The 25,532-nt window shown below is 70.2% G+C and carries 25 protein-coding genes; all 25 read right to left on the bottom strand.

Annotation, left to right across the window (positions count from 1 at the left end; all coding sequences use genetic code 11):
- Positions 1–2,229, bottom strand: a 2,229-nt coding sequence (locus B3S45_RS01475) for a glutamate synthase central domain-containing protein (protein ID WP_414683059.1), incomplete at its 3' end; no start/stop codon positions are given.
- A gap of 70 nt (positions 2,230–2,299) precedes the next feature.
- Positions 2,300–3,268, bottom strand: coding sequence for a prolipoprotein diacylglyceryl transferase (gene lgt / locus B3S45_RS01470; protein WP_071043517.1), 969 nt, complete (start codon positions 3,266–3,268; stop codon positions 2,300–2,302).
- Positions 3,269–3,328: 60 nt separating this feature from the next.
- Positions 3,329–4,129 carry a tryptophan synthase subunit alpha gene (gene trpA / locus B3S45_RS01465; protein ID WP_071043516.1) on the bottom strand — a complete coding sequence of 267 codons (801 nt, stop codon included), beginning with the start codon at positions 4,127–4,129 and terminating at the stop codon, positions 3,329–3,331.
- A complete protein-coding gene (trpB, locus tag B3S45_RS01460) occupies positions 4,126–5,391 on the bottom strand; it encodes a tryptophan synthase subunit beta (RefSeq protein ID WP_071043515.1) in 1,266 nt (421 codons plus the stop codon). Before trpB ends, trpA begins: the two co-directional genes overlap by 4 nt.
- The gene (trpC, locus tag B3S45_RS01455) at positions 5,388–6,194 is read right to left on the bottom strand and encodes an indole-3-glycerol phosphate synthase TrpC (protein WP_194383146.1); all 807 of its coding nucleotides are present in this window, start codon (positions 6,192–6,194) and stop codon (positions 5,388–5,390) included. Before trpC ends, trpB begins: the two co-directional genes overlap by 4 nt.
- Before the next feature lies 1 nt (position 6,195).
- On the bottom strand, positions 6,196–6,426 hold the full coding sequence (locus tag B3S45_RS01450; protein ID WP_071043513.1) for a DUF6704 family protein: 231 nt from the start codon (positions 6,424–6,426) through the stop codon (positions 6,196–6,198).
- Between the two features lie 40 nt (positions 6,427–6,466).
- Positions 6,467–7,054, bottom strand: coding sequence for a Trp biosynthesis-associated membrane protein (locus B3S45_RS01445; protein ID WP_194383145.1), 588 nt, complete (start codon positions 7,052–7,054; stop codon positions 6,467–6,469).
- Complete coding sequence (hisI, locus tag B3S45_RS01440; protein WP_194383144.1) at positions 7,051–7,401, bottom strand: phosphoribosyl-AMP cyclohydrolase; 351 nt, start codon at positions 7,399–7,401, stop codon at positions 7,051–7,053. The genes B3S45_RS01445 and hisI overlap by 4 nt, the downstream gene beginning before the upstream one ends.
- Positions 7,398–8,189: an imidazole glycerol phosphate synthase subunit HisF gene (gene hisF, locus B3S45_RS01435; protein WP_194383143.1), complete on the bottom strand. Its 792-nt coding sequence runs from the start codon at positions 8,187–8,189 to the stop codon at positions 7,398–7,400. Before hisF ends, hisI begins: the two co-directional genes overlap by 4 nt.
- Before the next feature lies 1 nt (position 8,190).
- Positions 8,191–9,033 (bottom strand): ATP phosphoribosyltransferase, encoded by an 843-nt coding sequence (gene hisG, locus B3S45_RS01430; RefSeq protein WP_194383142.1) that lies wholly within the window; start codon positions 9,031–9,033, stop codon positions 8,191–8,193.
- Between the two features lie 42 nt (positions 9,034–9,075).
- On the bottom strand, positions 9,076–9,339 hold the full coding sequence (locus tag B3S45_RS01425) for a phosphoribosyl-ATP diphosphatase (protein WP_071043508.1): 264 nt from the start codon (positions 9,337–9,339) through the stop codon (positions 9,076–9,078).
- A gap of 52 nt (positions 9,340–9,391) precedes the next feature.
- Positions 9,392–10,090, bottom strand: coding sequence for a ribulose-phosphate 3-epimerase (rpe, locus tag B3S45_RS01420; protein ID WP_194383141.1), 699 nt, complete (start codon positions 10,088–10,090; stop codon positions 9,392–9,394).
- Positions 10,090–11,451, bottom strand: a complete 1,362-nt coding sequence (locus B3S45_RS01415; RefSeq protein ID WP_194383140.1) for an RsmB/NOP family class I SAM-dependent RNA methyltransferase — start codon at positions 11,449–11,451, stop codon at positions 10,090–10,092. The genes rpe and B3S45_RS01415 overlap by 1 nt, the downstream gene beginning before the upstream one ends.
- The gene (gene fmt, locus B3S45_RS01410; RefSeq protein ID WP_286716991.1) at positions 11,448–12,368 is read right to left on the bottom strand and encodes a methionyl-tRNA formyltransferase; all 921 of its coding nucleotides are present in this window, start codon (positions 12,366–12,368) and stop codon (positions 11,448–11,450) included. Before fmt ends, B3S45_RS01415 begins: the two co-directional genes overlap by 4 nt.
- Positions 12,369–12,375: 7 nt before the next feature.
- On the bottom strand, positions 12,376–14,361 hold the full coding sequence (locus B3S45_RS01405; protein WP_286716990.1) for a primosomal protein N': 1,986 nt from the start codon (positions 14,359–14,361) through the stop codon (positions 12,376–12,378).
- Position 14,362: 1 nt separating this feature from the next.
- Positions 14,363–15,556, bottom strand: coding sequence for a methionine adenosyltransferase (gene metK / locus B3S45_RS01400; protein ID WP_071043503.1), 1,194 nt, complete (start codon positions 15,554–15,556; stop codon positions 14,363–14,365).
- Between the two features lie 92 nt (positions 15,557–15,648).
- Positions 15,649–15,903 carry a DNA-directed RNA polymerase subunit omega gene (gene rpoZ, locus B3S45_RS01395; RefSeq protein WP_071043502.1) on the bottom strand — a complete coding sequence of 85 codons (255 nt, stop codon included), beginning with the start codon at positions 15,901–15,903 and terminating at the stop codon, positions 15,649–15,651.
- Positions 15,904–15,945: 42 nt separating this feature from the next.
- On the bottom strand, positions 15,946–16,869 hold the full coding sequence (gmk, locus tag B3S45_RS01390) for a guanylate kinase (RefSeq protein WP_286716988.1): 924 nt from the start codon (positions 16,867–16,869) through the stop codon (positions 15,946–15,948).
- Positions 16,866–17,705 carry an orotidine-5'-phosphate decarboxylase gene (pyrF, locus tag B3S45_RS01385; protein ID WP_071043500.1) on the bottom strand — a complete coding sequence of 280 codons (840 nt, stop codon included), beginning with the start codon at positions 17,703–17,705 and terminating at the stop codon, positions 16,866–16,868. The genes gmk and pyrF overlap by 4 nt, the downstream gene beginning before the upstream one ends.
- Positions 17,702–20,989, bottom strand: coding sequence for a carbamoyl-phosphate synthase large subunit (carB, locus tag B3S45_RS01380; RefSeq protein WP_071043499.1), 3,288 nt, complete (start codon positions 20,987–20,989; stop codon positions 17,702–17,704). The genes pyrF and carB overlap by 4 nt, the downstream gene beginning before the upstream one ends.
- Complete coding sequence (gene carA, locus B3S45_RS01375) at positions 20,989–22,164, bottom strand: glutamine-hydrolyzing carbamoyl-phosphate synthase small subunit (protein WP_071043498.1); 1,176 nt, start codon at positions 22,162–22,164, stop codon at positions 20,989–20,991. Before carA ends, carB begins: the two co-directional genes overlap by 1 nt.
- Positions 22,161–22,664 (bottom strand): hypothetical protein, encoded by a 504-nt coding sequence (locus B3S45_RS01370; protein WP_071043497.1) that lies wholly within the window; start codon positions 22,662–22,664, stop codon positions 22,161–22,163. Before B3S45_RS01370 ends, carA begins: the two co-directional genes overlap by 4 nt.
- Positions 22,661–23,977 carry a dihydroorotase gene (locus tag B3S45_RS01365; protein WP_194383138.1) on the bottom strand — a complete coding sequence of 439 codons (1,317 nt, stop codon included), beginning with the start codon at positions 23,975–23,977 and terminating at the stop codon, positions 22,661–22,663. Before B3S45_RS01365 ends, B3S45_RS01370 begins: the two co-directional genes overlap by 4 nt.
- Positions 23,974–24,945, bottom strand: a complete 972-nt coding sequence (locus B3S45_RS01360; RefSeq protein ID WP_071043495.1) for an aspartate carbamoyltransferase catalytic subunit — start codon at positions 24,943–24,945, stop codon at positions 23,974–23,976. The genes B3S45_RS01365 and B3S45_RS01360 overlap by 4 nt, the downstream gene beginning before the upstream one ends.
- Positions 24,942–25,472, bottom strand: coding sequence for a bifunctional pyr operon transcriptional regulator/uracil phosphoribosyltransferase PyrR (pyrR, locus tag B3S45_RS01355; RefSeq protein ID WP_194383137.1), 531 nt, complete (start codon positions 25,470–25,472; stop codon positions 24,942–24,944). The genes B3S45_RS01360 and pyrR overlap by 4 nt, the downstream gene beginning before the upstream one ends.
- Positions 25,473–25,532 lie beyond the last annotated feature (60 nt).

Genomic DNA, 25,532 nt, shown 5'->3' with positions numbered 1-25,532 from the left:
GCCCATCTTGGACATGATCTTCAGCACGCCCTTGCCGAGGGCCTTGATGAGGTTCGCGACCGCCTTGGCGGGGGTGATGCCGGTGATGTAGCCGGCGCGCACGAGGTACTCGACGGTCTCCATCGCCAGATAGGGATTGACCGCCGAGGCGCCGTATCCGATGAGGGTCGCGACGTGATGCACCTCGCGCACGTCTCCCGCCTCGACGACGAGGCCCGCCTTCATGCGCGTCTCCTTGCGGATGAGGTGGTGGTGCACGGCGGCCAGCATCAGCAGGGACGGGATGGGCGCGAGGTCCTTGTTGGAGTCACGGTCGCTCAGCACGATGTACTCCGCGCCGTCCTCGATCGCGCGATCGGCTTCGGCGCACATCTGCTCGAGGCGCTTGCGCATGCCCTTCTCCCCCGCCTCGACCCGGTAGAGGCCGCGGATGGTGACGGAGCTGCGTCCGGGCATGGCCGTGTCGATGTGCTGGATCTTGGCCAGCTCGTCGTTGTCGATCACCGGGAAGTCGAGGGTGACGGTGTGGGTGTGGTCGGGTCCCCACGACAGCAGGTTCCGCTCCGGTCCCAGCCCGAGCGACAACGACGTGACGACCTCTTCGCGGATCGAGTCGAGCGGCGGGTTCGTCACCTGGGCGAACTGCTGGGTGAAGTAGTCGAACAGCAGACGCGGGCGGTCGCTGAGCACGGCGACCGGCGTGTCCGAGCCCATGGCGCCGAGCGGCTCGGCACCGTTCTGCCCCATCGGGGTCAGCAGGATGCGCACTTCCTCCTCGGTGTAGCCGAACGTGCGCTGACGACGTGTGATCGAGGCGATCGGGTGCACGATGTGCTCGCGCTCGGGAAGCTCGGACAGCCGCACGCGTCCGGCGTCGAGCCACTCCTGCCAGGGGTGGAGACCGGCGAGCTCCGCCTTGATCTCCTCGTCCTCGATGATGCGGCCCTGCGCCGTGTCCACGAGGAACATATGACCGGGCTGGAGGCGGCCGCGACGCTTGATGCGCTCGGGCTCGAAGTCGAGCACGCCCGTCTCGCTGCCGATCACGACGAGTCCGTCGGTCGTCTCCGTCCAACGGCCGGGGCGCAGACCGTTGCGGTCGAGCGTGGAGCCGACGACCGTGCCGTCGGTGAAGATCAGGGCCGCAGGCCCGTCCCACGGCTCCATCTGGATGGAGTGGTAGTCGTAGAACGCGCGGAGTTGCGGGTCCATGTCGGACTGCTTCTCATACGCCTCTGGCACCATCATGAGGATCGCGTGCGGGAGCGAGCGACCGGTGAGCGTGAGAAGCTCCAGGACCTCGTCGAACGAGGCCGAATCGCTCGCGCCGTCGGTGCAGATGGGCAGCAGCGGACGCACGTCGCCGATGAGGTCGGACTCGAGCTGCGACTGCCGGGCGCGCATCCAGTTGCGGTTGCCGTTGACCGTGTTGATCTCACCGTTGTGCGCGAGCATCCGGAGCGGCTGCGCGAGAGGCCATGAGGGGAACGTGTTGGTCGAGTACCGCGAGTGCACGACCGCCAGCTCGGTGGCGAAGCGCTCGTCCTGCAGATCGGGGTAGAACGGTTCGAGCTGGAGGGTCGTGACCATGCCCTTGTAGCCGATGGTGCGCGAGGACAGCGACACGAAGTACGCACCGGCCTCGCTGCGGGAGCGCTTGCGCAGGCGGTAGGTCAGGCGGTCCAGCGCGATGCCCGCCACGGGCGCGCCGTCGGTGGCGCGTGCGGCGACGAAGAGCTGCTCGAACACCGGGCGCGCCTCGAAGGCGAGTCGGCCGAGATTGTCCGCCGCCGTGGGGACCTCGCGCCAGCCGAGCACGACCAGACCCTCCTCGTCGGCGATCTTCTCGATCGTCGCCTTCTGACCCGAGCGCGTCTCGGCGTCCGGGGGAAGGAAGGCCAGGCCGGCGGCGTACTCGCCCATCGGCGGGAGCGCGAAGGGGACGACGTCGCGGAAGAAGACGTCGGGCATCTGCGTGAGGATCCCGGCACCGTCGCCGGTGCCGGCGTCCGACCCGATCGCACCGCGGTGCTCGAGGTTCCGGAGCGCGGTCAGCGCGAGGTCCACGATGTCGTGTCCGGGCTCGCCCCGCAGGGTCGCGACCATGGCCAGGCCGCAGGCGTCCTTCTCGAACGCGGGGTTGTACATGCCCTGACGTGCGGGGAAGCCGCCGGGCAGGGCTGAAGACACGCCTGCCGTAGCGGCGCTGTGACGGGGGCTCGATGCCATATCTACCGTCCTCACGTTGATACTCAAGGTTGGGACGACGTCGGCCCGGGATGCACGCGTTGCGGCGTGCTTATTTCGTGGGGAGTGCGCTTGTGGCGTCTTTGTGGTCATCGACTCCGGCTGACGGGGGTGCGCTGGTGTCGACGAAGTCTTCGGCCGATTGTACAGCGCCGGGGGGCGACCACTCGCGTCCCGGCACGTAGGGAGAACGTTCCCGGCCGGGGTGGCGGCGCTTCTGCACGAAGAAGATGACGAGGCCGAGGAGCACACCGGCGATGGCGGCCCACACGTTGGTGCGCAGGCCGAGATAGATCTCGCTCGGATCGATGCGGATCGACTCCCACACGATGCGGCCGGCGCTGTACCAGATCAGGTAGAGCGCGAACAGGCGACCCCACTGCAGCCCGAAACGGCGTCCGACCCACAGCAGGAACAGCACGCCGAGCCCGTTCCAGAGCACTTCGTAGAGGAACGTGGGGTGGAAGAGGGTGTCGGCTGCCAGACCCGGGGGGAAGGCCGAATTCTCCGGGTCGATCTCCAGCCCCCACGGCAGATCGGTGGGCAGACCGAACAGCTCCTGGTTGAACCAGTTGCCGAAGCGTCCGATGGCTTGCGCGAGCAGCAGACCCGGAGCGAGTGCGTCGGCGAAGCTCCAGAATCGGATGCCGGTCCAGCGGCATCCCAGCCACGCCCCGACCGCACCGCCGATGAGCGCGCCGTAGATCGCGATACCGCCCTCCCAGATGCGGAAGACGGCCCAGAAGTCCGCCCCCTCCCCGAAGTAGAATCCGGGGTGCGTGGCGACGTGGTAGATGCGCGCGGCGATGATGGCGAGCGGCACCGCGATGAGGGCGATGTCGATGACGACCCAGGGCTCGGCACCGCGCCTGGTCAGCCGATGATTGGTCATCAGCACGGCGATGACGATGCCGGCGATGATGCACAGCGCGTAGAAGTGGATGCGCAGCGGTCCGAGGTCGATGTAGCTGACGGTCGGGCTGGGGATGCTGGCGACCACGCTGAGGGCGGCGTTCATCATAGGGGCGGATCGTCCTTCTCGAGAGGTGTGGCGTCGTGAGACGGCCCGAGGTGTCTGAGTCTAGTTCGACCCGGTGCTCGGGCGCGTGCCGGCGACGAGGGCACGCGTGGTGCGCGCGAGGCCCTCGAGGCCGCCGTCGCGCAGCGCACGCACGAGTGCGGTGCCGACGATGGCCCCGTCCGCGTACCCGAGAACGCCGGCGACCTGGTCGGCGCTGGAGATGCCGATGCCGACGCACGCGTGCCGGGCACCCTGAGCCCGGAGCCTGCCGACGAGGATGCGCGCTGCGGCGTCGAGCTCGGCACGCTCGCCCGTGATCCCCATGGTCGAGACCGTGTAGACGAAGCCGGTGGAGTTCTCCACGATGAGCCGGAGCCGCTCGTCCGAGGACGTCGGCGCCGCCAGGAAGATGCGGTCGAGGCCGGTGCGCCGGCTCGCGTCGATCCACTCCTGGCCGGCTTCGGGGGTGATGTCGGGCGTGATCAGGCCCGCTCCGCCGGCGGCGAGCAGGTCGTCCGCGTAGCGGTCCACACCGTACTGGACGACCGGGTTCCAGTAGGTCATCACGAGTACCGGCACATCCACTCGTCGGGTGATCTCGCGAATGGCCGTGAAGGTGTCGCGAAGCCGGAACCCCCCGGCCAGCGCCGCTTGCGTGGCCTCCTGGATGACGGTTCCGTCCATGACGGGGTCGGAGTAGGGCGGCCCGAGCTCCAGGATGTCCGCGCCGTTCTCGGCCAGGGCCACGGCGGCGTCGATGCTCGTCTGGAGATCGGGGAAACCGAGGGGAAGGTAGCCGACGAAGGCCCCGCGTCCCTGCTCCGCCGCGGCGTTCACCGCGGCTGCGACGCGCGAGGTCACAGCTTCTCCCCCTCGCCCTTGGCGGCATCCGCCGTCGGCGCGGACGCAGCGGCAGCGGCGTCGACCCCGGCGTCGTACAGGTCGAAGTAGCGGGCGGCGGTGTCCATGTCCTTGTCGCCGCGACCGGAGAGATTGACCGCGAGGATGGCGTCGGGACCCAGCTCGCGACCGATGCGCAGCGCGCCGGCCAGAGCGTGTGCGGACTCGATCGCGGGGATGATCCCTTCGGTGCGCGAGAGCAGCCGGAGGGCCTGCATGGCCTCGTCGTCCGTCGCAGGGATGTACGCGGCGCGACCGATGTCGGACAGCCACGCGTGCTCCGGTCCCACCCCGGGATAGTCGAGGCCGGCCGAGATGGAGTGGGACTCGATCGTCTGGCCGTCCTCGTCCTGCAGCACGAAGGTCTTCGCGCCGTGGAGGACGCCAGGTCGGCCGCGCCCGATCGATGCCGCGTGTCGCGGTGTGTCGACCCCGTCGCCGGCCGCCTCGACGCCATAGAGCATCACGTCCGGGTCGTCGAGGAAGGCGTCGAACATGCCGATCGCATTCGAGCCGCCGCCGACGCAGGCCAGAACCGCGTCCGGGAGCCGGCCGGTCTCCTCGAGCAGCTGGGCTCGGGCCTCGTCGCCGATGACCTTCTGGAAGTCGCGGACCATTGCGGGGAAGGGGTGCGGGCCCGCCGCGGTCCCGAAGATGTAGTTGGTCGTCTCGACCGACGCCACCCAGTCGCGGTAGGCGTCGTTGATCGCGTCCTTGAGGGTGCGCGATCCGGTCGTGACCGGAATCACCTCCGCGCCGAGGAGTCGCATACGCGCCACGTTGAGCGCCTGGCGCTCCGTGTCGACCTCACCCATGTAGATCGTGCAGTCGAAGCCGAACAGCGCCGCGGCCGTCGCCGTCGCCACCCCGTGCTGGCCGGCACCGGTCTCCGCGATCACGCGCGTCTTGCCCAGGCGCTGCGTGAGCAGGGCCTGCCCGAGGACGTTGTTGATCTTGTGCGAACCGGTGTGGTTCAGGTCCTCGCGCTTGAGGAAGATTCGCGCTCCGCCGGCGTGGGCGGCGAATCGGGGCACCTCGGTGAGGACCGACGGCCGACCGGCGTAGGTGTGCAGCAGGCGGTGGAACTCGCCGACGAAGCCCTCGTCGGCCATGGCCGCCTCGTAGGCGGCCGTGAGCTCATCGATCGCAGCGATCAGCGACTCGGGCATGTAACGACCCCCGAAGTCACCGAAGAAGGGTCCGTGGGCGTCGCGCAGACTCACGCTCGGCTCCTCTCGATCGTCCGACGGTCGGGTGCGGCGTCGAGGAAGGACGCGAGAGTCGCCACCGGATCGCCGGTCACCAGCGCCTCCCCCACGAGAACCACATCGGCACCGGCACTGCGGTAGTGCGCGACGTCGGCCGGACTGAGCACGGCCGACTCGGCGATCTTGACGGCGTCCTCGGGCAGACGCGGTGCGAGGCGGCCGAACAGATCCTTGTCGAGCTCGAAGGTCGACAGGTTGCGCGCATTGACGCCGACCAGCCGCGCGCCGAGATCGGCGGCACGATCGACCTCGTCGGCGCTGTGCGTCTCGATCAGCGGCGTCATCCCGAGTTCGACGGTCAGATCGTGCAGGCGTCGCAGGTCGTTCTGCTCCAGCGCGGCGACGATCAGCAGCACGAGATCGGCTCCGGCGGCGCGCGCCTCCCACACCTGGTAGTCGGTCGCGATGAAGTCTTTGCGCAGAACGGGCACATCGACGCGCGCCCGGACGGCCTCGAGGTCGGCGAGGCTCCCCTTGAAGCGACGCCCTTCGGTGAGGACGGAGATCGCCGACGCTCCCCCGGCCTCGTACAGGGAGGCCTGGTGTGCGGGATCGGGGATGTCCGCGAGGTCACCCCGCGACGGACTCGCGCGCTTGACCTCGGCGATGATCTTCACGCGGTCCGCCGGCGCGAGCGCGGACAGAGCATCCCTCGCGGGCCGCTGCGCCAGCGCTGCCTTCTCCACGTCCGCGAAGGGACGCTCGAGCATGCGCGCCTCCGCATCCGCCACCGCGCCGGCCGTCAGGTCGGCGAGCACGTCAGTGCTCTTTCGCGATGTGCTTCGGGCCGTTGACGCCGTAGCCGGCTCTGGCCATGGCCCATCCGACGATGAGACCGACGACCACGAGAGCGGCCGAGCTCCACACGAGCCAGGGGATGTCCAGGAAGAACGCCGTCGTGCCCACGGCGAAGCCGACGAGCATGATGACGACAGCGGTCCATGCTGCGGGTGAGTGGCCGTGGCCGGGATCGCCGTTGGTGTGGCTCATGGATCTCCTCCGATTGCGCGGGTCGCTCAAGTCTATCGGTTCAGGCCGTCGGGTCTTCGCCCCGCGACAGCTCATCCCAGGAGTCGATCGCGTCGTGGGGGCGCGATCCTCCGGCGGGTTCAGCGTCGGTGCGGAACCGACGCCCTGATGTGCCGGACCACCGATGGGCTCCCCCGAGGGTGAGCAGCCCTGCGGCGACCATGACGACTGCGGCGGCCACGGTGACCACGACCCACGGGGTGACTGCGGAGCTCGCGACGAGATCGTGCACCGCATCGGCGCCGGTGATGCCGGTGGCCTCGGTCACGGTCGAGGCGTAGGACTCCACGGGGGCGTCCAGACCCACTCGCGCCGACAGCATCGCGAGGGCGGCCCCGATGAGCGTCGTGAGCGCGCCGAATGCATACGTGAGCACGCGGCCGACGATCGTGAGGGCTGCCCCGAGCGCGAGTGCCGCGAGGCTCAAGGGTGCGAGGACCGGCACGGCGTCGGCGCCGGCGACGGTGAGCTGGTCTCCCTCGACGGAGGCCAGGGTCACCGTCAGCCAGGTCTGCGTCGACGAGATCAGGCCGACGGCGCCGCCGATCAGCACCAGGACGACGGCGAAGGTGCGGGGCCGCCGCGTCATCCCGCGACCACGGGTGCCAGGTCATCGGCGTCGAAGCAGCTGCGCGTGCCGGTGTGGCACGCGGGACCGTGCTGTTCCACGCTCACGAGGATGGCGTCGCCGTCGCAGTCGAGGCGAACCCCTCGCACCTCCTGGAAGTTGCCCGACGTGTCGCCCTTGCGCCAATACTCCCGGCGGGAACGCGACCAGTAGGTGACGCGCCCCTCGGTGAGCGTGCGGCGAAGGGCCTCCGCGTCCATCCAGCCGAGCATCAGGACCTCGCGGGTGTCCCACTGCTGCACGATCGCGGCGACGAGTCCGTCGCCGTTGAAGGCGACACGGGCGATGCGCTGGTCGGTGTCGTTCACGAGTCGTCGCCTCGCAGGAAGTCGCCCTCGCGGACCGCGATGCCGTCGGCGAGCATCGCGCGCTTGACGTCACCGACGGTCAGCTGGGCCGAGTGGAACACCGACGCGGCCAGCACCGCATCGGCACCGGCGCCCACCGCCGGTGCGAAGTGCTCCACGGCGCCGGCGCCGCCGGAGGCGATGACGGGCACGGACGAGACCTCGCGCATGAGGGAGACCAGTTCGAGGTCGAATCCCTGCTTCGTCCCGTCCGCGTCGATGGAGTTGACCAGCAGCTCCCCCGCTCCCCGCTCGATCGCCTCGCGCGCCCACGCCAGCGCGTCGCGGTCGGTCTCGGTGCGACCGCCGTGCGTGGTCACGACGAAGCCCGACGGGGTGCGCGGAGATCGCTTCACGTCCAGCGAGAGGACCAGAACCTGTGCCCCGAAACGATCGGCGATCTCATCGACCAGCGCCGGCCGTCGGATGGCAGCGGAGTTGACGCCGACCTTGTCGGCGCCGACGCCGAGCAGGCGAGCCACGTCGTCGTCGGTGCGCACTCCCCCGCCGACGGTCAGCGGGATGAAGACCTGTTCCGCGGTGCGCTGCACCATCTCGTAGGTCGTCGCCCGCTCGTCGACCGTCGCCGTCACATCGAGGAAGGTGAGCTCGTCGGCCCCCTGCGCGAAGTACAGGCGCGCGAGCTCGACGGGGTCGCCCATGTCGCGGAGGTTCTCGAAGTTGACGCCCTTGACGACGCGACCCGCTGCCACATCGAGGCACGGGATGACGCGGCATACGACCGACATGTCAGAGCCTCGCGTTGTGGATGGCGGTGACGAGGATCGCCCGCGCGCCCAGCTCGTACAGGTCGTCCATGACGCGGTTCACGCTCGACCGCGCCACCATCACCCGAACGGCCACCCACTCGGGGTCGCGCAGTGGCGAGATCGTCGGCGACTCGATGCCCCCGGCGATCTCGACGGCCCGGTCTACCAGCGACACGGGCAGGTCGTAGTCCACCATCACGTATCGGCGAGCGACCATCACGCCACGCAGCCGGCGAAGCAGGGTCTCCGTGCCCGGTGCATCGTCGGGGCCGGAGATGAGGACGGCCTCGGAGTGGAGCAGGGGCGGACCGAACACTTCGAGGCCCGCCTGCCGGAGGGTGGTGCCGGTCTCGACGACGTCAGCCACCGCGTCCGCGACGCCCAGCCGGACGGCGGATTCGACGGCGCCGTCGAGCGGGACCAGATCGACCGCGACTCCGTGCTCGTCCAAGAAGGAATCGACCAGTCCCGGATAGGAGGTGGCGATGCGGCAGCCGTCGAGATCGGTGAGTTCGGCGAAGCGTCCGGGCGGGGCGGCGAACCGGAATGTCGAGCCGGCGAAGCCGAGCGCTTCGATCTCTCGAGCACCGGGCATGCGCGCGTCTCTCAGCAGATCGCGGCCGGTGATGCCCACGTCGAGCGCGCCGGATCCGACGTAGGTCGCGATGTCCTTCGGGCGGAGGTAGAAGAACTCCACGCCGTTGGCGGGGTCCGCCTTGTGGAGGTCCTTCGAGTCGCGGCGGCCGCTGTATCCGGCCTCGGCGAGCATGGCCGCCGAGGTCTCGGCGAGCGAGCCCTTGTTGGGCACGGCGATGCGCAGCATATGGGGATGTCCTTCTTCTTCTGGCGACGGTCCGGGCGGCGCTCAGAGATGTCGGTAGACGTCCTGCAGTGTCAGACCCTTCGCGAGCATGAGCACCTGCAGGTGGTAGAGGAGCTGGGAGATCTCCTCGGCGGCGGCCTCGTCGGACTCGTACTCGGCCGCCATCCAGACCTCTGCGGCCTCTTCCACGATCTTCTTGCCGATCGCGTGCACTCCGGCGTCGAGCTGCGCCACCGTTCCCGACCCCTCGGGTCGTCGCTCGGCCGTGGCCGTCAGCTCGCCGAACAGGCCGTCGAAGGTCTTCACTTCTCCAGCGTACCGAACTCCGCGCGCGGCACCGGCCGCGCCCGGTGGGGCTTCAGTGGCGGTGTGCGTGCGCCGCCCGGCTGCGGAGCGCGGCGATCGCGGCGTCCGGGCTGTCGGCGCCGAAGACGGCCGAACCCGCCACGAACGTGTCCGCACCGGCCTCCGCCGCCTGGGCGATGGTCGACTCCCCGATTCCGCCGTCGACCTGCAGCCACACCGTCGATCCGACGGCGCGAGCGTGGTCGGAGAGCGCTCGCAGCTTCGGCATGGTCTCGGGCATGAAGGACTGCCCGCCGAAGCCCGGCTCCACGGTCATCACGAGCACCTGGTCGAACTCGTCGAGCACGTCGAGGAGCCCCTCGACGGGTGTGCCCGGCTTGACGGCCACGCCCGCTCGCGCTCCGATCTGCCGCAGCCGACGAGCCAGCGCGATCGGCTCTGCGGCGGCCTCGAGGTGAAAGGTGACCGACGCCGCGCCGATCTCGGCGTAGCCCGGTGCCCATCGCTCCGGATCGTCGATCATCAGGTGCACGTCCAACGGCACCGGCGACGTCGCCTGGATGCGCTCCACCATCTGCGGACCGAACGTGAGGTTCGGGACGAAGTGGTTGTCCATGACGTCCACGTGCACGTAATCCGCCGACGCGATGCGGCCGAGCTCGGTCTGCATGTTCACGAAGTCTGCGGCGAGGATGCTGGGGTTGATGCGGATGTCGCTCACCCGTTCATTATTCCGGCTCCCGCGCGTCATCACGTGCGCCGCAGCAGCGTGATCGACATCGCATCGGTGTTGTGGCGGTGCGGCCACAGCTGGGCGCGACCGGAGCCGTCGGTCTGCGCGGGAAGGTCGGGCGACGACAGGGCGACCTCGCGCACGACGGCACGGGCGTCGAGCTCCTCGACGGCGTCGCCGAAGCGACGACGGGCCTCGGCGACCACGCCGGTCGTCTCCGCGAGATGGGGCGAGCACGTGACGTAGGCGACGATTCCGCCGGGCGCGAGCGCTTCGATCGCACCACCCAGCAGCTCGCCCTGCAGCGCCGTCAGTTCCGCAACGTCGCCCGGTGCTTTGCGCCAGCGCGCCTCGGGGCGCCGTCTCAGGGCGCCGAGGCCCGTGCACGGGGCATCGACCAGGATGCGGTCGTAGATGCCGGGACGCTCGGCGGTCAGGTCCCGCCCGTCGCGCTCGGTCACCTCCACCTCCAGCGGCACCCCCGCGATCGACCGTCGCACCAGCCCGGCCCGTGCGGGTGAGATCTCGTTCGCGTCGAGCCGCGCGCCGTGAGCGAGGGCTTCGGCGGCGAGGACCGCCGTCTTGCCTCCGGGGCCGGCGCACAGGTCGAGCCACCTCTCACCGGTCTGGACGGCACGGGCCCGGGTGAGGGCGAGCGCTGCGAGCTGCGAGCCCTCGTCCTGCACGCGGATGCGGCCGTCGGATGCGCTCACGACGGCTTCGGGAGCACCGCCGGCGAGACGGAATCCCAGCGGCGAGAAGGGGGTGCGGCGCGCATCGGCACCGGGCTCCGCGAGGCCGGGGAGCGCCGCGAAGGTGACGCGAGGGGCCGTGTTGTCGGCGGTCAGCAGCGCGCCGAGTTCGTCGGCGCGACCCTCTGCCGTGAGGGCACGACGAAAGGCGCGGATCACCCACACGGGGTGGGATGACGACAGGGCGATCGCCTCATCGTCGGATCTCGCAGTCTCGGCGACCCGATCCGCCCATTCACCGGGGGTGTCCCGCGACACGCGCCGCAGCACGGCGTTGGTGAACCCGGCGGCGCCGCGCCCGCCGGCGCGACGTGCGAGCGTCACGGACTCGTTCACGGCGGCGTGCGAGGCGACACGGGTCGCGACGAGCTGGTGCACACCCAGGCGAAGGGCATCCAGAATCTCCGGATCGATGCTCGATGGTGCACGGTCCGCCGCGATCCCGATGATGGCGTCGTAGGTGCCGCGACGCCGGAGGGTTCCGTAGGTGAGCTCGGTCGCGAGCGCCGCGTCGCCGGCGCTCAGGCCGGCACGCTCGATCGCAGCCGGGAGCAGCAGGTTCGCGTAGGCGTCCGACTCGTGGACCGCTCGGAGCGTCTCGTAGGCCACCTCGCGTGCACCGGTCATGAACCCAGCCTCACATCATCCTGCCGGCGCCCTCGCCACCAATCGGGCGCCGGCATCACGCCGCGCCCGGCCGGTTGCACCTCTCGCAGGGCGATGGCACCGTCGCCGCTGCCGACCAAGACGCGCCCGCGATCCCATCCGACCTGTCCCGGTGCCAGCGGTGGCGCGTCGTCGACGAGGTCGACACGATGCAGCTTCAATCGCTCGCCGGCGACCGTCGTGTGCGCGCCGGGTTCGGGGGTCGTGCCACGCACGCGATCGAGGATCCGCTCCGCAGCTTCCTCCCAGCGGATGCGACCGTCATCGATGGTGAGCTTCGGAGCGAACGTGGGCTCACCCGTCTGGGCGCGTGCGACGGCGTCTCCTGCGGCGACGGCGTCGACGACCTCGTGGAGCAGACCCGCTCCCACGTCGGCGAGCCGAGACAGCAGCTCCCCTGCGGTCTCCCTCGGCTCGATCTCGACCCGTCGGTCGGCGAAGACGTCGCCGGCGTCGAGCTCCGCCACGAGGCGGAACACGGCGGCGCCGGTGACATCGTCGCCCGCGATGAGCGCGTGCTGCACCGGTGCCGCGCCGCGCCACTTCGGCAGCAGGCTGAAGTGGAGGTTGATCCATCCGTGTGCGGGAGTGCTCAGCAGAGGTTCCCGCACGAGCCCGCCGTAGGCGACGATGACACCGAGATCGGGCTCGAGCGCCGCGATCCGCTCGGTTGCGTCGGCGTCCAGACGCGCCGTCTTGATGACCGGTGCGCCGACCTGCTCGGCCGCCGCGGCAACCGGCGACGGGGTGAGCACCCGCTTGCGTCCGAGCGGTGCGTCCGGGCGGGTCACCACCGCCGCGATCTGGTGTCGGCTCTCCGCGAGCTCACGAAGGGCGGGTACGGCCGGTGCGGGTGTGCCGGCGAAGACGAGACGCATGGACTCCTCACAGATCGAGATCGGGCACATCGACCCGGATTCTGAGTGTAGGGGCGGGTGGGCGCTGGCGCCCTTTGGCGGGCCTGCGCGACCGAAGAGCGGCGGTGATGATCGACGAACGCAGACTGCGGGTCACCGATGCACCGTGGGCGTACTCGAACCGCACCAGCGCACGCACGCCACCCTCCGTGTCGACGGGCCCCAGGATCGCCCGGGCATCGAGGTCCGGGGCATCCTCGCGCAGTCGCACCAGAGCCTCCGTGACGGTGCGTCGATCCCCCTCGAGGGCGGCGACGCGCACTGTGGGCGGCATGCGCAGCGGCGCACGTTCTGCCAGTTCGATGCGCGCGTACGCGGGGTGGTTCCAGGTCGCGAATGCGCGCGCCACGGGCCCCGCGACGCCCACGAGATGCACCGGGGCCCCGGGCGCCGCGAGCGCGGCGGCGTTCGACCACCAGCGCAGGCAGGCTTCGCCGATGCGCAGGTCCTCGGCGAGGAGCATCCGGTCCGCGTCGAGCAGGATGATCGCGCGATAGCCGCCGGCGGCGATCGGCTCCGCGCCCCGCGTCGCCACCACGAGCGCCGGACGCGCGTCGACATGGGGAACCGGGTGGTCCCCATCGGCGACGATCACCCGGATCTCGGGAAAGGCGCGCCCGAGCTCGTCGGCGGTCCTCTCGCTTCCCGAGGAGGCCATCCGCAGCCGCGTTCCCCCGCACTCGGTGCACCCCCACGCGGGAGCGGACCTGCCGCACCACCCGCACGTGGGAACGGCTCCGTGGTGCGCGGCTCGCAGCGGCCCGCCGCAGTGCGCGCAGCGGGCGGGATGCCGGCACGAGGCGCACACGAGCACGGGAGCGTATCCCGGGCGTGCGACCTGAACCAGCACCGGGCCGGACGCGAGCGCATCACGGGCCGCCGCGAACGCCGCCGACGGGATGCGCTGACCTCGCCCCTCCCCCTCGCGCGTGGCGCTCAGCATGGTCTTGGGCATGACGCGGCGGGCCGGTGCGATGTCGTCGAGCCACCCCAGCGCGACGAGTCTCTCGACGTCCGTCGTGCGGGTGTGACCGGCGAACAGCAGCGCGGACCCTTCCATCTCCTGTCGCAGCAGCGCCGCATCGCGGGCGTGGACACCGGGACTGAGCGGCTCCGCGAGCAGCGGGTCGCCGTCGTCCCACACGATCACGGCGCCGACCGAGGCGGCGGGGGCGTAGACGGCGGAGCGGTTTCCGACGACGACGCAGGGGGCATCCGCCAGCGTCCTCAGATACGCCGCGTATCGCGACGGCCCGCTCTGCCGCGCATCCAGGCGGACGAGGGCGCTTTCGGGGAGCCGCTCGCGGAGCACCTGCTCGAGCTGCGCTTGGTCACGATGATCCGGCACGACGAGGATCGCGCTCCGACCGGCGGCGAGCGTATCGACGGCGACGGCCGCGAGCAGGAGAGCCCACACGCCGACGTCGGTGGCGCCCTCCGCGTCGGAGGCGGGGCCGACACCGGGCGGGGCGAGGAGTGCCCCTCGGCGCGCTTCCTCGATGACGGGACGAAGCCCGGGGAATTCGGCGAGCCTCGCCGCGGCCCACTCCGCGGCTTCCGGGACGACGGTCACCGGTGTCGGCGGGGCGGCGGCGAGGTGCGCCCTCTCGGCGCGCACCATTCGGCGCGGAATCGCCACCTTCAACACGCCGCTCGCGGAACCGGACGCGCGGTCGGCGGCCCGCCGCGCGAGCGCATACAGCCCGGGAGGCAGGACCGGCACGGGCGAGACGACATCCTCCAGGTCGGACAGGGGTCGGTCGCCAGGCTCCTCGTCGGCGATCTCGACGATCCATCCCTCCACCGTGCGGCCCGCGGTCCGCAGCGGCACCTTCACCCTCACCCCGGCGAGCGCGTGGTCGACGAGCGGGACGGGGACCGCATAGTCGAGCAGGCGGTCCAGCTGCGGCAGCGGGGAGTCGACGAGCACCCGCGCGACGCGGCGGGCGGACATGTCAGAGACCGGCGGCGGAGCGGAGCTCGTCGACGCGATCGGTGCGTTCCCAGGTGAAGCTCGGCAGCTCGCGGCCGAAGTGGCCGTAGGCGGCCGTGTCTGCGTAGATGGGCCGCTGGAGATCGAGCCGATCGATGATCGCCTTGGGCCGGAGATCGAAGACATCGCGGATCGCCCGCGTGATCATCTCGTCGGCGACGTGGCCCGTTCCGAAGGTCTCCACGTAGAGTCCGACGGGGCTCGCCTTGCCGATGGCGTAGGCCACCTGCACCTCGAGGCGATCGGCGAGGCCCGCGGCGACGGCGTTCTTCGCGACCCAGCGCATCGCATAGGCGGCGGACCGGTCCACCTTCGACGGGTCCTTTCCGCTGAATGCACCGCCACCGTGGCGCGACGCGCCGCCGTAAGTGTCGATGATGATCTTGCGACCCGTCAGACCAGCGTCGCCCTTCGGGCCGCCGACGACGAAGGGCCCGGCCGGGTTGATGAAGTACTGCACGCCGGGCAGATCGAGGCCGGTGGCGTGCAGTACGGGGTCGATGACCTCCGCGCGCACGCGGTCGCGAAGGTCGGCCTGAGAGATGTCGGGGTGGTGCTGAGTCGAGAGCACCACCGACTCGACGGTCTTGGGCACGCCCCCGTCGAAGCCCAGCGTCACCTGCGTCTTGCCGTCCGGGCGAAGGAAGGGCAGCTGACCGTCCCGGCGGAGGTCGGCGAGGCGCTCGGCCATGCGGTGCGCCGTCCATGCAGCGATCGGCATGAACTGCGGCGTCTCGTCGGTGGCGTAGCCGAACATGATGCCCTGGTCGCCGGCGCCCTGCTCATCGGCCGGGTCGACCGATCCGCGCTCACGCTGCTCGAACGCCTTGTTCACCCCGGCGGCGATGTCCGAGGACTGTGCGCCGATGGAGACGCTCACACCGCAGGAGTCACCGTCGAAACCCGTCTCGCTGCTGGTGTAGCCGATGCGGTTGACCACGTCGCGCACGATCGCGGGGATCTCGACGTATGCACTGGTGGACACCTCCCCCGCGACATGCACGAGACCGGTCGTCACGAGCGTCTCGACGGCCACGCGTCCCTCCGGATCCTCGGCGAGGATCGCGTCGAGGATGCTGTCGGAGATCTGGTCGCAGATCTTGTCGGGATGCCCCTCGGTGACGGACTCGGACGTGAACAGGCGAAGATCGCTCATCGGAGCTCCAGGAAGACAGCGGTCACGGACGGAGGCAGTATGACATCACCGGCCGACATGACGGATCATGCGGCCGGTGATGTGCGGCGAGCTCACTCGGCGGCGCGAAGGCGCAGCTTGTCCTCGTGGATCTCGTGCATCGCGATGGTCAGCGGCTTGTCCTCGACCGTGGAGTCCACGAGCGGCCCGACGTTGTCGAACAGGTTCCCCTCGTGCAGATCCGAGTAGTAGTCGTTGATCTGGCGCGCGCGCTTGGATGCGTAGATGACCAGCTGGTACTTGGAGTCGACCTTCTCGAGGAGTGCGTCGATGGGGGGCTCGATGATGCCCTGGTTCGTTCCGGCCATGGGGAACCTCCTGGTTCGGATGGTGGCGGTGAGTCGATCGCGTCAGCCGCGCGACGAGTAGCGCGCGGGCGCTTCGGACAATTCTACGACCTTGCGGGCCGCCTCGGCGACGTCGTCGTTGACGACGCGGTGGTCGAATTCGCTCTGAGCGGCCAACTCGACCTTCGCCGTGCGCAGGCGGCGCGCGCGCTCTTCGGCATCCTCGGTCCCGCGCCCGACGAGCCGCTGAACCAGTTCGTCCCAGCTCGGCGGCAGCAGGAACACGAGCGTGGCGGCGGGGTCGGCCGCGCGCACCTGGCGTGCGCCCTGCAGATCGATCTCGAGCAGCACGGTCCGTCCTTCGGCCAGCGCCTCTTCGATGGGGCGCCGGGGTGTGCCGTAGCGGTGACGGTTGTGCACGGTGGCGTGCTCGAGCAGGTCGCCGGCATCCACCATGCGGTCGAACGCCTCGTCGTCGACGAAGAAGTAGTGCGCACCGTCGATCTCGCCCGGACGGGGCGGCCGGGTCGTCGCCGAGACCGAGAGGAGGATCTCCGGATGGTGCGCGGCGATGTGCGCGGCGACCGTCCCCTTGCCCACCGCCGTCGGTCCGGCCAGCACGAGGAGACGGCTGCGTCCGGCGCGGGGTCGGATGGGCGGGAAACGCTCGTCGAGCCACGTCGACAGGGCGTTCCGCTGACGGCCACCCAGCCCGCCAAGGCGCTTGACCGGTGAAATCCCGAGCGACTGCAGCACGCGATCGCGCTTGCCCGCACCGATGGCCGGCAGCGCGGTCAGGAACTCCGTCACGCGCAGCGTCGCCGCGGCGGAATCCGTGGCGTCGGTGCTCCGAGCGAGCACGTCCTGGGGCGTCACGACCCGCATCGCGATGTCCCTCTTCAGCGACGCTCGTGCCCGGCGGGCCTCGACGGCACGGCGCGACGCCGCGACGCGGTCGACCTCGGGAGGGCGGTGTGGTTCGGTCATTCCCTGCTCCTGTAGTGCTCTGAGCGGTCTCTGATGGTCTCCGCGAGCCGCCCCGGACCGGCGGAGAGAAGGCTCCGACTCTCGCTGGCGATCACGGTCTGCGCGCTGTCGCCGAACGCCGCGCCGAGGTCGCCCGGCTGCGCGCCCTGGAATCCGAAACCGGGGGCGAGGATCGGCGCCGGCGGAGACACCGGAGCCAGCCCCGCATCCGCCCACCCGACCGTCGCGCCGATCACGACGCCGACACTCCCCCATCGTCCGTCATCCACGTGGGCGGCGTTGATCTGCGTGACCTCGTCGAGGACCCGCCGCGCGACCGTCCGCCGGCTCGCGTCGCGGGAGCGCTGCAGGTCCACCCCCTCGGGATTGCTCGTCGCGACCAGCACGAACAGTCCCTTGTCGCCGGCATAGGCCAGGCTCGCAGCCGATGCGAGGACCCCGACTCCGAGGTACGGGCTCACCGTCAGCGCGTCGGCCTCGAGGGGGGATCCGGCGCGCAGCCACGCTTCGGCGTAGGCATCCATCGTCGACCCGATGTCACCGCGCTTGGCATCGGCGATGACGAGCAGCTCCGACTCCCGGGCCGTCCGCAGCACGTCCTCGAGGGCGCGGTACCCGGCCGATCCGAAGCGCTCGAAGAACGAGACCTGCGGCTTGACGACGCCGACCCCGGCGGTCGCTGCGGCATCCACCACGCGGAGTCCGAACTCCCGTGCGCCGGCGGCCGTCTCCGGCAGACCCCAGTCGACGAGAAGGCTCGGGTGCGGGTCGACCCCGACGCACAGCGGACCCCGCTGCGCCAGGGTCGACCGCACCCGCTCGCCGAATCCGGTCATGAGCGCGAGGCGCGGTCCACCGCGTATTCCTGAAGGCTTCGCACCTCGAACCCCTCGCGGAGCGCGGGGAGAGCGCTGACGGCGGCGCCCAGGAGCGCGATGGTGGTGAACAGCGCCTTGTCGGCAGCCACCGCCGCGGCGCGGATCTCGTAGCCGTCGGCGCGAGCCATCCCTCCCGACGGGGTGTTCACGACCATGTCGATCTCGCCGGCGTTGATCAGATCGACCACGTTCGGCTCGCCCGACTCCTGCGTCTCGGAGTATTTCGCGACGACCTTCACCGCGATGCCGTTGCGGGCGAGGATCTCGGCCGTGCCCTCCGTGGCGACGAGGTCGAAGCCGAGCTCCCGCAGTCGGTGCGCCGGGAGGATGACGGCGCGCTTGTCGTCGTCGGCGACGGAGATGAAGACCGTGCCCGTGGTCGGCATGCCCCCGTAGGCTGCCTGCTGGCTCTTGGCGAACGCCGTCGGGAAGTCGCGGTCGATACCCATCACCTCACCGGTGGAGCGCATCTCGGGGCCGAGGATGGAATCCACCGTCTCGCCGTCCTTCGTGCGGAAGCGCTTGAAGGGGAGCACCGCCTCCTTGACCGACACCGGGGCGTCCAGCGGAACGCGCGAGCCGTCCGCGGCCGGGAGCAGGCCCTCCGAGATGAGCTCCCCGATCGTCGCACCGGCCATGACGCGCGAGGCGGCCTTGGCGAGCGGGATCCCGAGTGCCTTCGAGACGAAGGGGACGGTACGGCTCGCGCGCGGGTTCGCCTCGATGACGTAGAGCACGCCGGCGCTGATGGCGAACTGCACGTTCAGCAGCCCCCGCACGCCGATGCCCTGCGCGATGGCGAGCGTCGCGGTGCGCACCCGGTCCACGTCGCTGCGGCCGAGCGAGATCGGCGGAAGCGTGCAGCTGGAGTCGCCGGAGTGGATGCCCGCCTCCTCCAGGTGCTCCATGACCCCGCCGACGTACAGCTGCTCGCCGTCGAAGAGGGCATCGACGTCGATCTCGATGGCATCGTCGAGGAAGCGGTCGACCAGCAGCGGGAGTCCGGGGCCGATGATCGCCTGGTCGGCGATCCGCACGAAGTAGTCGCGGAGGCTGTCGGTGTCGTACACGATCTCCATGCCGCGTCCGCCGAGCACGAAGCTCGGGCGGACCAGGACCGGGTATCCGATGTCCTCCGCGACCGCGACAGCCTCGTCGACGTCGATCGCCGTGCCGTGCCGGGGCGCGACGAGTCCGGCCGCGTCGAGGATCCCGCTGAAGAGCCCGCGCTCCTCGGCGAGGTCGATCGCCGCCGGGCTCGTCCCGAGGATGGTGTACCCGGCTTCTTCGATCCCCTTGGCGAGGCCCAGCGGAGTCTGCCCGCCGAGCTGGCAGACGACGCCGAGGATCTTGCCGGACTGCGCTTCGGCGTGCAGCACCTCGAGCACGTCCTCGAGCGTCAGCGGCTCGAAGTAGAGCCGGTCCGACGTGTCGTAATCCGTCGACACCGTCTCCGGGTTGCAGTTGACCATGATCGTCTCGTACCCGGCGTCGCTCAGCGCGAACGAGGCGTGGACGCACGAGTAGTCGAACTCGACGCCCTGGCCGATGCGGTTGGGACCGGATCCGATGATCACGACCTTCGTGCGCTCCGACGGGGTGACTTCGGTCTCGCTGTCGTAGCTGGAGTAGTGGTACGGCGTGAGGGCCGGGAACTCGCCGGCGCACGTGTCGACCGTCTTGTACACCGGGCGGATGTCCAGACCGTGTCGGATGCCGCGGACCTCGGCCTCGTCGAGGCCCCGCAGCTGCGCGATCTGCGCATCCGAGAATCCGTGATCCTTCGCGAGCCGGAGGGCGGCCGCGTCGAGCTCCTCGGCGCCGCGGATCTCCTCGGCGACCTCGTTGATGAGAAGCATCTGGTCGAGGAACCAGCGGTCGATGCTCGTCGCCTCGAACGCCTGCTCGACGGTCGCGCCCTTGCGCATCGCCTGCTGGAGCACGACGATGCGGCCGTCGGTGGGCGTGCGGGCGATCTCCAGGAGCTCGTCGACCGTGCGATCCTCGTCGCCCCAGTGGAAGCTCGAACCGCGCTTCTCGAGCGAGCGCAGCGCCTTCTGCAGCGCCGTCGTGTAGTTCCGGCCGATCGCCATGGCCTCTCCCACCGACTTCATGGTCGTGGTCAGCGTGGTGTCGGCGTTGGGGAACTTCTCGAAGTTGAAGCGAGGCACCTTGACCACGACGTAGTCGAGCGTGGGCTCGAAGCTCGCGGGGGTGACCTTGGTGATGTCGTTCGGGATCTCGTCCAGGCGGTAGCCGATGGCCAGCTTCGCGGCGATCTTCGCGATGGGGAAGCCCGTCGCCTTCGACGCGAGCGCCGACGACCGCGACACGCGGGGGTTCATCTCGATGACGATGATGCGGCCGGTGTCGGGATTGACGGCGAACTGGATGTTGCACCCGCCCGTGTCGACGCCCACCGCACGGATGATGTCGATGCCGATGTCGCGCATCTTCTGGTACTCGCGGTCGGTCAGCGTCAGCGACGGCGCGACGGTGATGGAGTCGCCCGTGTGCACGCCGACCGGGTCGACGTTCTCGATCGAGCACACCACGACGGTGTTGTCTGCGGAGTCGCGCATGAGCTCGAGCTCGTATTCTTTCCAACCGAGGATCGACTCCTCCAGGAGAACCTCGTGCGTGGGCGAATCGCGCAGACCGGCGCCGGCGATGCGCCGCAGGTCGGCTTCGTCGAACGCGAATCCGCTGCCGAGGCCGCCCATCGTGAACGACGGACGCACGACGAGCGGATAGCCGAGGTCGGCGGCGCCGGCGAGCACCTCGTCCATCGAGTGGCAGATGCGACTCTCGGCCACATCGGCCCCCGACTCGATGACGAGTTCCTTGAAGACCTGACGGTCCTCGCCCTTGCGGATGGCGTCGACGTTCGCGCCGATGAGCTCGACCCCGTAGGCGTCGAGGATGCCGCGATCGTGCAACGCCATCGCGGCGTTCAGCGCCGTCTGCCCACCGAGGGTCGGCAGGATCGCGTCGGGCTTCTCCTTCGCCAGGATCGTCTCGATCACCTCGGGCGAGATCGGCTCGATGTATGTGGCGTCGGCGAAGTCCGGGTCGGTCATGATCGTCGCCGGATTGGAGTTGACGAGGATCACGCGCACCCCCTCTTCACGGAGCACGCGGCACGCCTGGGTGCCGGAATAGTCGAACTCGCACGCCTGACCGATGACGATCGGGCCGGAGCCGATGACGAGGACGGATCGGATGTCGTCGCGCTTGGGCATCAGAGGCCACCCTCCTGGGAGTCGTTGCTGCGGGCGGACAGGGTGTCGAGCACCATGTCGCGGAAGCGATCGAACAGATAGTTCGCATCGTGCGGACCGGCGGCCGCCTCGGGGTGGTACTGCACGCTGAACGCGGGGATGTCGAGGGCGCGGAGACCCTCGACGACGTTGTCGTTGAGACCGACGTGGCTCACCTCCACGCGACCGTAACCGTGGGGGCTGTCCACCGTCCCCTCGACCGGGGCATCGACGGCGAATCCGTGATTCTGCGACGTGATCTCGACGCGCCCGGTGGCCTTGTCGAGGACGGGCTGGTTGATGCCGCGGTGTCCGAAGGGCAGCTTGTACGTGCCGAATCCGAGCGCGCGGCCGAGGAGCTGGTTTCCGAAGCAGATGCCGAAGAAGGGCACCCGCGCATCGAGGATGCCGCGCAGGAGCTCCACGTGCGCGTCACTGGCCGCGGGATCCCCCGGACCGTTGGAGTAGAAGGCGGCGACCGGCTCGATCTCCATGATCTGCGCCACCGTCGCGCTCTGCGGGAACACGTGCACATCGAACCCGCGCGCCGCGAGGTTGACGATCGTGGACTGCTTGACACCGAGGTCGAGCACCGCGAGGTTGCCGACGCGCTCCCCCTGTGCGCGCGTGACCTCGACGTCCTCGACGGACACCGAAGCGGACAGGTTGCGCCCGGACATCTCCGGGGCCTCGCGCACGATGCGCAGCTGCTCCTCGGCGTCGAGCGCCGCGGTCTCTCCCGAGAACACGCCGCCGCGCATGCTGCCGGCCGAACGGATGCGGCGTGTCACCGCACGGGTGTCGATGCCGCTGATCCCGACGATGCCGTCGGCGGCCAGGGACTGGTCGAGGGATTCCTCCGAGCGCCAGTTCGACACCACGCGCGACGGATCGCGCACGACGTAGCCGGAGACCCAGATGCGCCGGGACTCCCGGTCCTCCGCGTTCATGCCGGTGTTGCCGATGTGCGGCGCCGTCTGAAGCACGATCTGGCCGGCGTACGACGGATCGGTGAGCGTCTCCTGGTACCCGGTCATGCCGGTGGCGAAGACGACTTCTCCCAGAGTGGTCCCCCGCGCGCCGTAGGCGCGCCCGGTGTGGCGGGACCCGTCCTCCAGGACGAGGACCGCGGGGTCGGTGGTCAGCAGCGAGGTCATGCGTCTGCTCCTGTCGAGGTGATGGATGCGCCGAGGGCGTCGGCGAGTGCGCGGGCCGAGGAATCCTGCGGCCGGAGGTAGGTATCGACGACGGTGTCGTCGCTGATCCGCCAGGTGAGGCGGACCAGGCCGTCCTTCTCGACCACGCGGTCGATGGCGACGGTGGACTGGTCGACGGCGAGGAGCCGCCCCCGGGCGAGGAACAGCGGTCTCTCACCGGCGAGCTCGAGCGCGATGCCGCGATCGGTGAGGATGACCTCGGCGGCCGAGCGGAATCCCATCCCCCGGATGGCCAGGCGCTCCAGCGGCTGATCGGGGCGCGTGGTCGCGACGTACAGAACCGCGAAGCGGTCGCGCTCCATCGCCCCGGCGGGGATCTCCCCCACCGGCGGCTCGAGTGCACGGTCGCGGCGCGTCCGGCGCCACCAGCCGACGGCTGCCAGCACGAGCAGGCCGACGGCGACCGCCATGATCACCAGCAGTGCGGCTTCGCGGCTCACGCGACACCCTCCCGATCGACCAGCTCGCCGTCGGCGACCGTGACGAACCCGCCGTTGACGGTCCACCTCACCTCACCGGGCAGATCGCGACCGAGGTAGGGCGAGTTGACGCTGCGACCGTGGAGGTCGTCACGCGTGAAGGTGCGTGCCGGACGCGGGTCGTAGAGCACGAACGCGGCCGGCGCGCCGACCTCGAGCGCCGGCGGCGTCAGGCGCCCGATGCGCGCGGGAACCGCGGACATCACTCGCGCGACATCGGCCCAATCGAGCATCCCGGTGTCGACCATCGTCTGCTGCACGACCCGGAGTGCGCTCTCGAGGCCCACCATTCCGTGTGCGGCTGCCTGCCATTCGCACGACTTCGCCTCCGCCGGGTGCGGTGCGTGATCGGTCGCCACGATGTCGATGGTGCCGTCGGCGAGGCCCTCCCGCACGGCTCGCACGTCATCATCACGGCGAAGGGGCGGATTGACCTTGAAACGCGGGTCGTATCCGCGCACGAGCTCCTCGGTCAGCAGGAGGTGGTGCGGCGTCACTTCCGCCGTCACCGCGACGCCTCGGGCCTTCGCCCAGCGGATGATCTCGACCGACCCGGCGGTGGAGAGGTGGCAGACGTGCAGGCGGGAGCCCACGTGCTCAGCCAGGAGCACGTCGCGGGCGATGATCGATTCCTCGGCGACGGCGGGCCATCCCGCGAGTCCGAGCTCCGCGGATACCGTGCCCTCGTTCATCTGGGCGCCCTCGGTCAGCCGGGGATCCTGCGCATGTTGGGCGATCACGCCGCCGAAGGACTTCACGTACTCGAGGGCACGACGCATGATGAGCGGATCCCAGACGCAGAAGCCGTCGTCGCTGAACACGCGCACGCGTGCGCGAGAGCTCGCCATCGCGCCCAGTTCCGCGAGGCGCTCACCGCGCTGGCCGACCGTGACCGCGCCGATCGGCTGCACGTGCACGTAGCCGGCCGCCTCGCCGAGTGCGAGCTCCTGCTCGACGACGCCGGCGGTGTCGGCGACCGGGGACGTGTTGGGCATCGCGAAGACCGTGGTGTAGCCGCCGGCCGCCGCCGCGCGCGATCCCGTGAGGATCGTCTCGGACGCCTCGAATCCAGGTTCGCGCAGGTGGGTGTGCAGATCGACGAGGCCGGGGAGGGCGATGAGTCCGTCGGCGTCGACGATGCGCGCGCCTCCCGGCGCCTCCCCGTCGAGAGCCGTGATGACTCCCCCGTCGACGACGAGGTCACGGGCGTCGCCGCCGGAGATCCGCACGCCGCGGTAGACGACGGGCTCTGCGCCGATGTGAGGGATGCTCATCGGCCTTCCTCCTTTGCGTTCGCGCTCGAATGGTCCCCCGCCAGCAGGAGGTAGAGCACGGCCATGCGCACGGACACGCCGTTCGCGACCTGCTCCAGCACGGTTGCACGGGGGGAATCGGCGGCGGCCGCCGAGATCTCCAGGCCGCGGTTCATCGGTCCCGGATGCAGCACCATGCTACCGGGCGGGAGAGCCTCCAGCCGCAGTGGGTCCAGGCCCCAGCGACGGGAATACTCCCGCTCAGTGGGGAAATATGCGGCGTTCATGCGCTCCAGCTGGATGCGGAGCATCATGAGCGCGTCCGGCGCGTCGGCGATCGCATCGTCCAGGTCGTATCGCACCGTCACCGGCCAGGCGGTCACGTCCTGCGGCACCAGGGTGGGCGGCGCGACGAGGGTGACGCGGGCGCCGAGCGTCGTCAGCAGCCATACGTTCGATCGCGCGACCCGGGAGTGGAGGATGTCGCCCACGATCGCGACGTGAAGACCGTCCAGACCGCGACCACGGCTGGCCGAGCCATGAGTGCGCTTGCGGATCGTGTACGCGTCGAGGAGCGCCTGCGTGGGGTGCTCGTGCGTGCCGTCGCCGGCGTTGACGACGCCGGCGCTGATCCATCCGCTCGTCGCGAGCGTCTGGGGGGCCCCGGATGCGCCGTGACGGATCACCACGGCGTCGGCGCCCATGGCCTGCAGAGTCTGGGCGGTGTCCTGGAGGGATTCGCCCTTGGACACGCTCGACCCCTTCGCCGAGAAGTTGATGACGTCGGCCGAGAGCCGCTTGGCGGCAGCTTCGAACGAGATGCGAGTGCGGGTGGAGTCCTCGAAGAACAGGTTCACGACGGTCTTGCCGCGAAGCGTCGGCAGCTTCTTGACCTCCCGGCGCTGCGTGTCGGCCATGTCCTCGGCGACGTCGAGGACGCGAATGGCGTCCTCGCGGGTGAGCGTGCGCGTGTCGAGAAGGTGTCTCATGAACCGATCGCCACCTCGTCGACGCCGTCGATCTCGACGAGCCGCACGTTCACGCGCTCGTCGCGTGCGCTGGGGAGGTTCTTGCCGACGAAGTCGGGACGGATCGGCAGCTCGCGGTGGCCTCGGTCGACGAGGATCGCGAGCCTCACCGCCGCCGGTCGGCCGATGTCCTGGAGGGCGTCGAGGGCCGCGCGGATGCTGCGACCGGAGAAGAGCACGTCATCGACCAGGATCACCGTTCGTGCATCGATGCCGCCGGGAGGAATCTCGGTGCGATGCGGCGCCCGCGTCGGGTTGCGGTGCAGATCGTCGCGGTACATGGTCACGTCGAGGGCTCCCGCGGGAACGGGCGCGCCGCCGAAGCGCGAGACCAGCCCGGCGATCCGGGCGGCGAGGGTGACTCCGCGAGTGGGGATTCCGAGGATCACGAGACCGTCGGGGCCCTTGTTCGACTCGAGGATCTCGTGGGCGATGCGGGTCAGTGCCCGGGCGATGTCGGCGTCGTGCAGCACGGTGCGCGTGCTCATCGGCGCTCCCTTCTCCGTCTCACGGGACGGGATTAAAGGATGCGATCACGGTCACTCTAT

It is taken from the genome of Microbacterium sp. UBA1612 (assembly GCF_002321605.1).
GTDB lineage: Bacteria > Actinomycetota > Actinomycetes > Actinomycetales > Microbacteriaceae > Microbacterium > Microbacterium luteum.
Note: the sequence above shows the minus strand (reverse complement) of the source record. Positions and strands in the feature narration are given on the sequence as shown.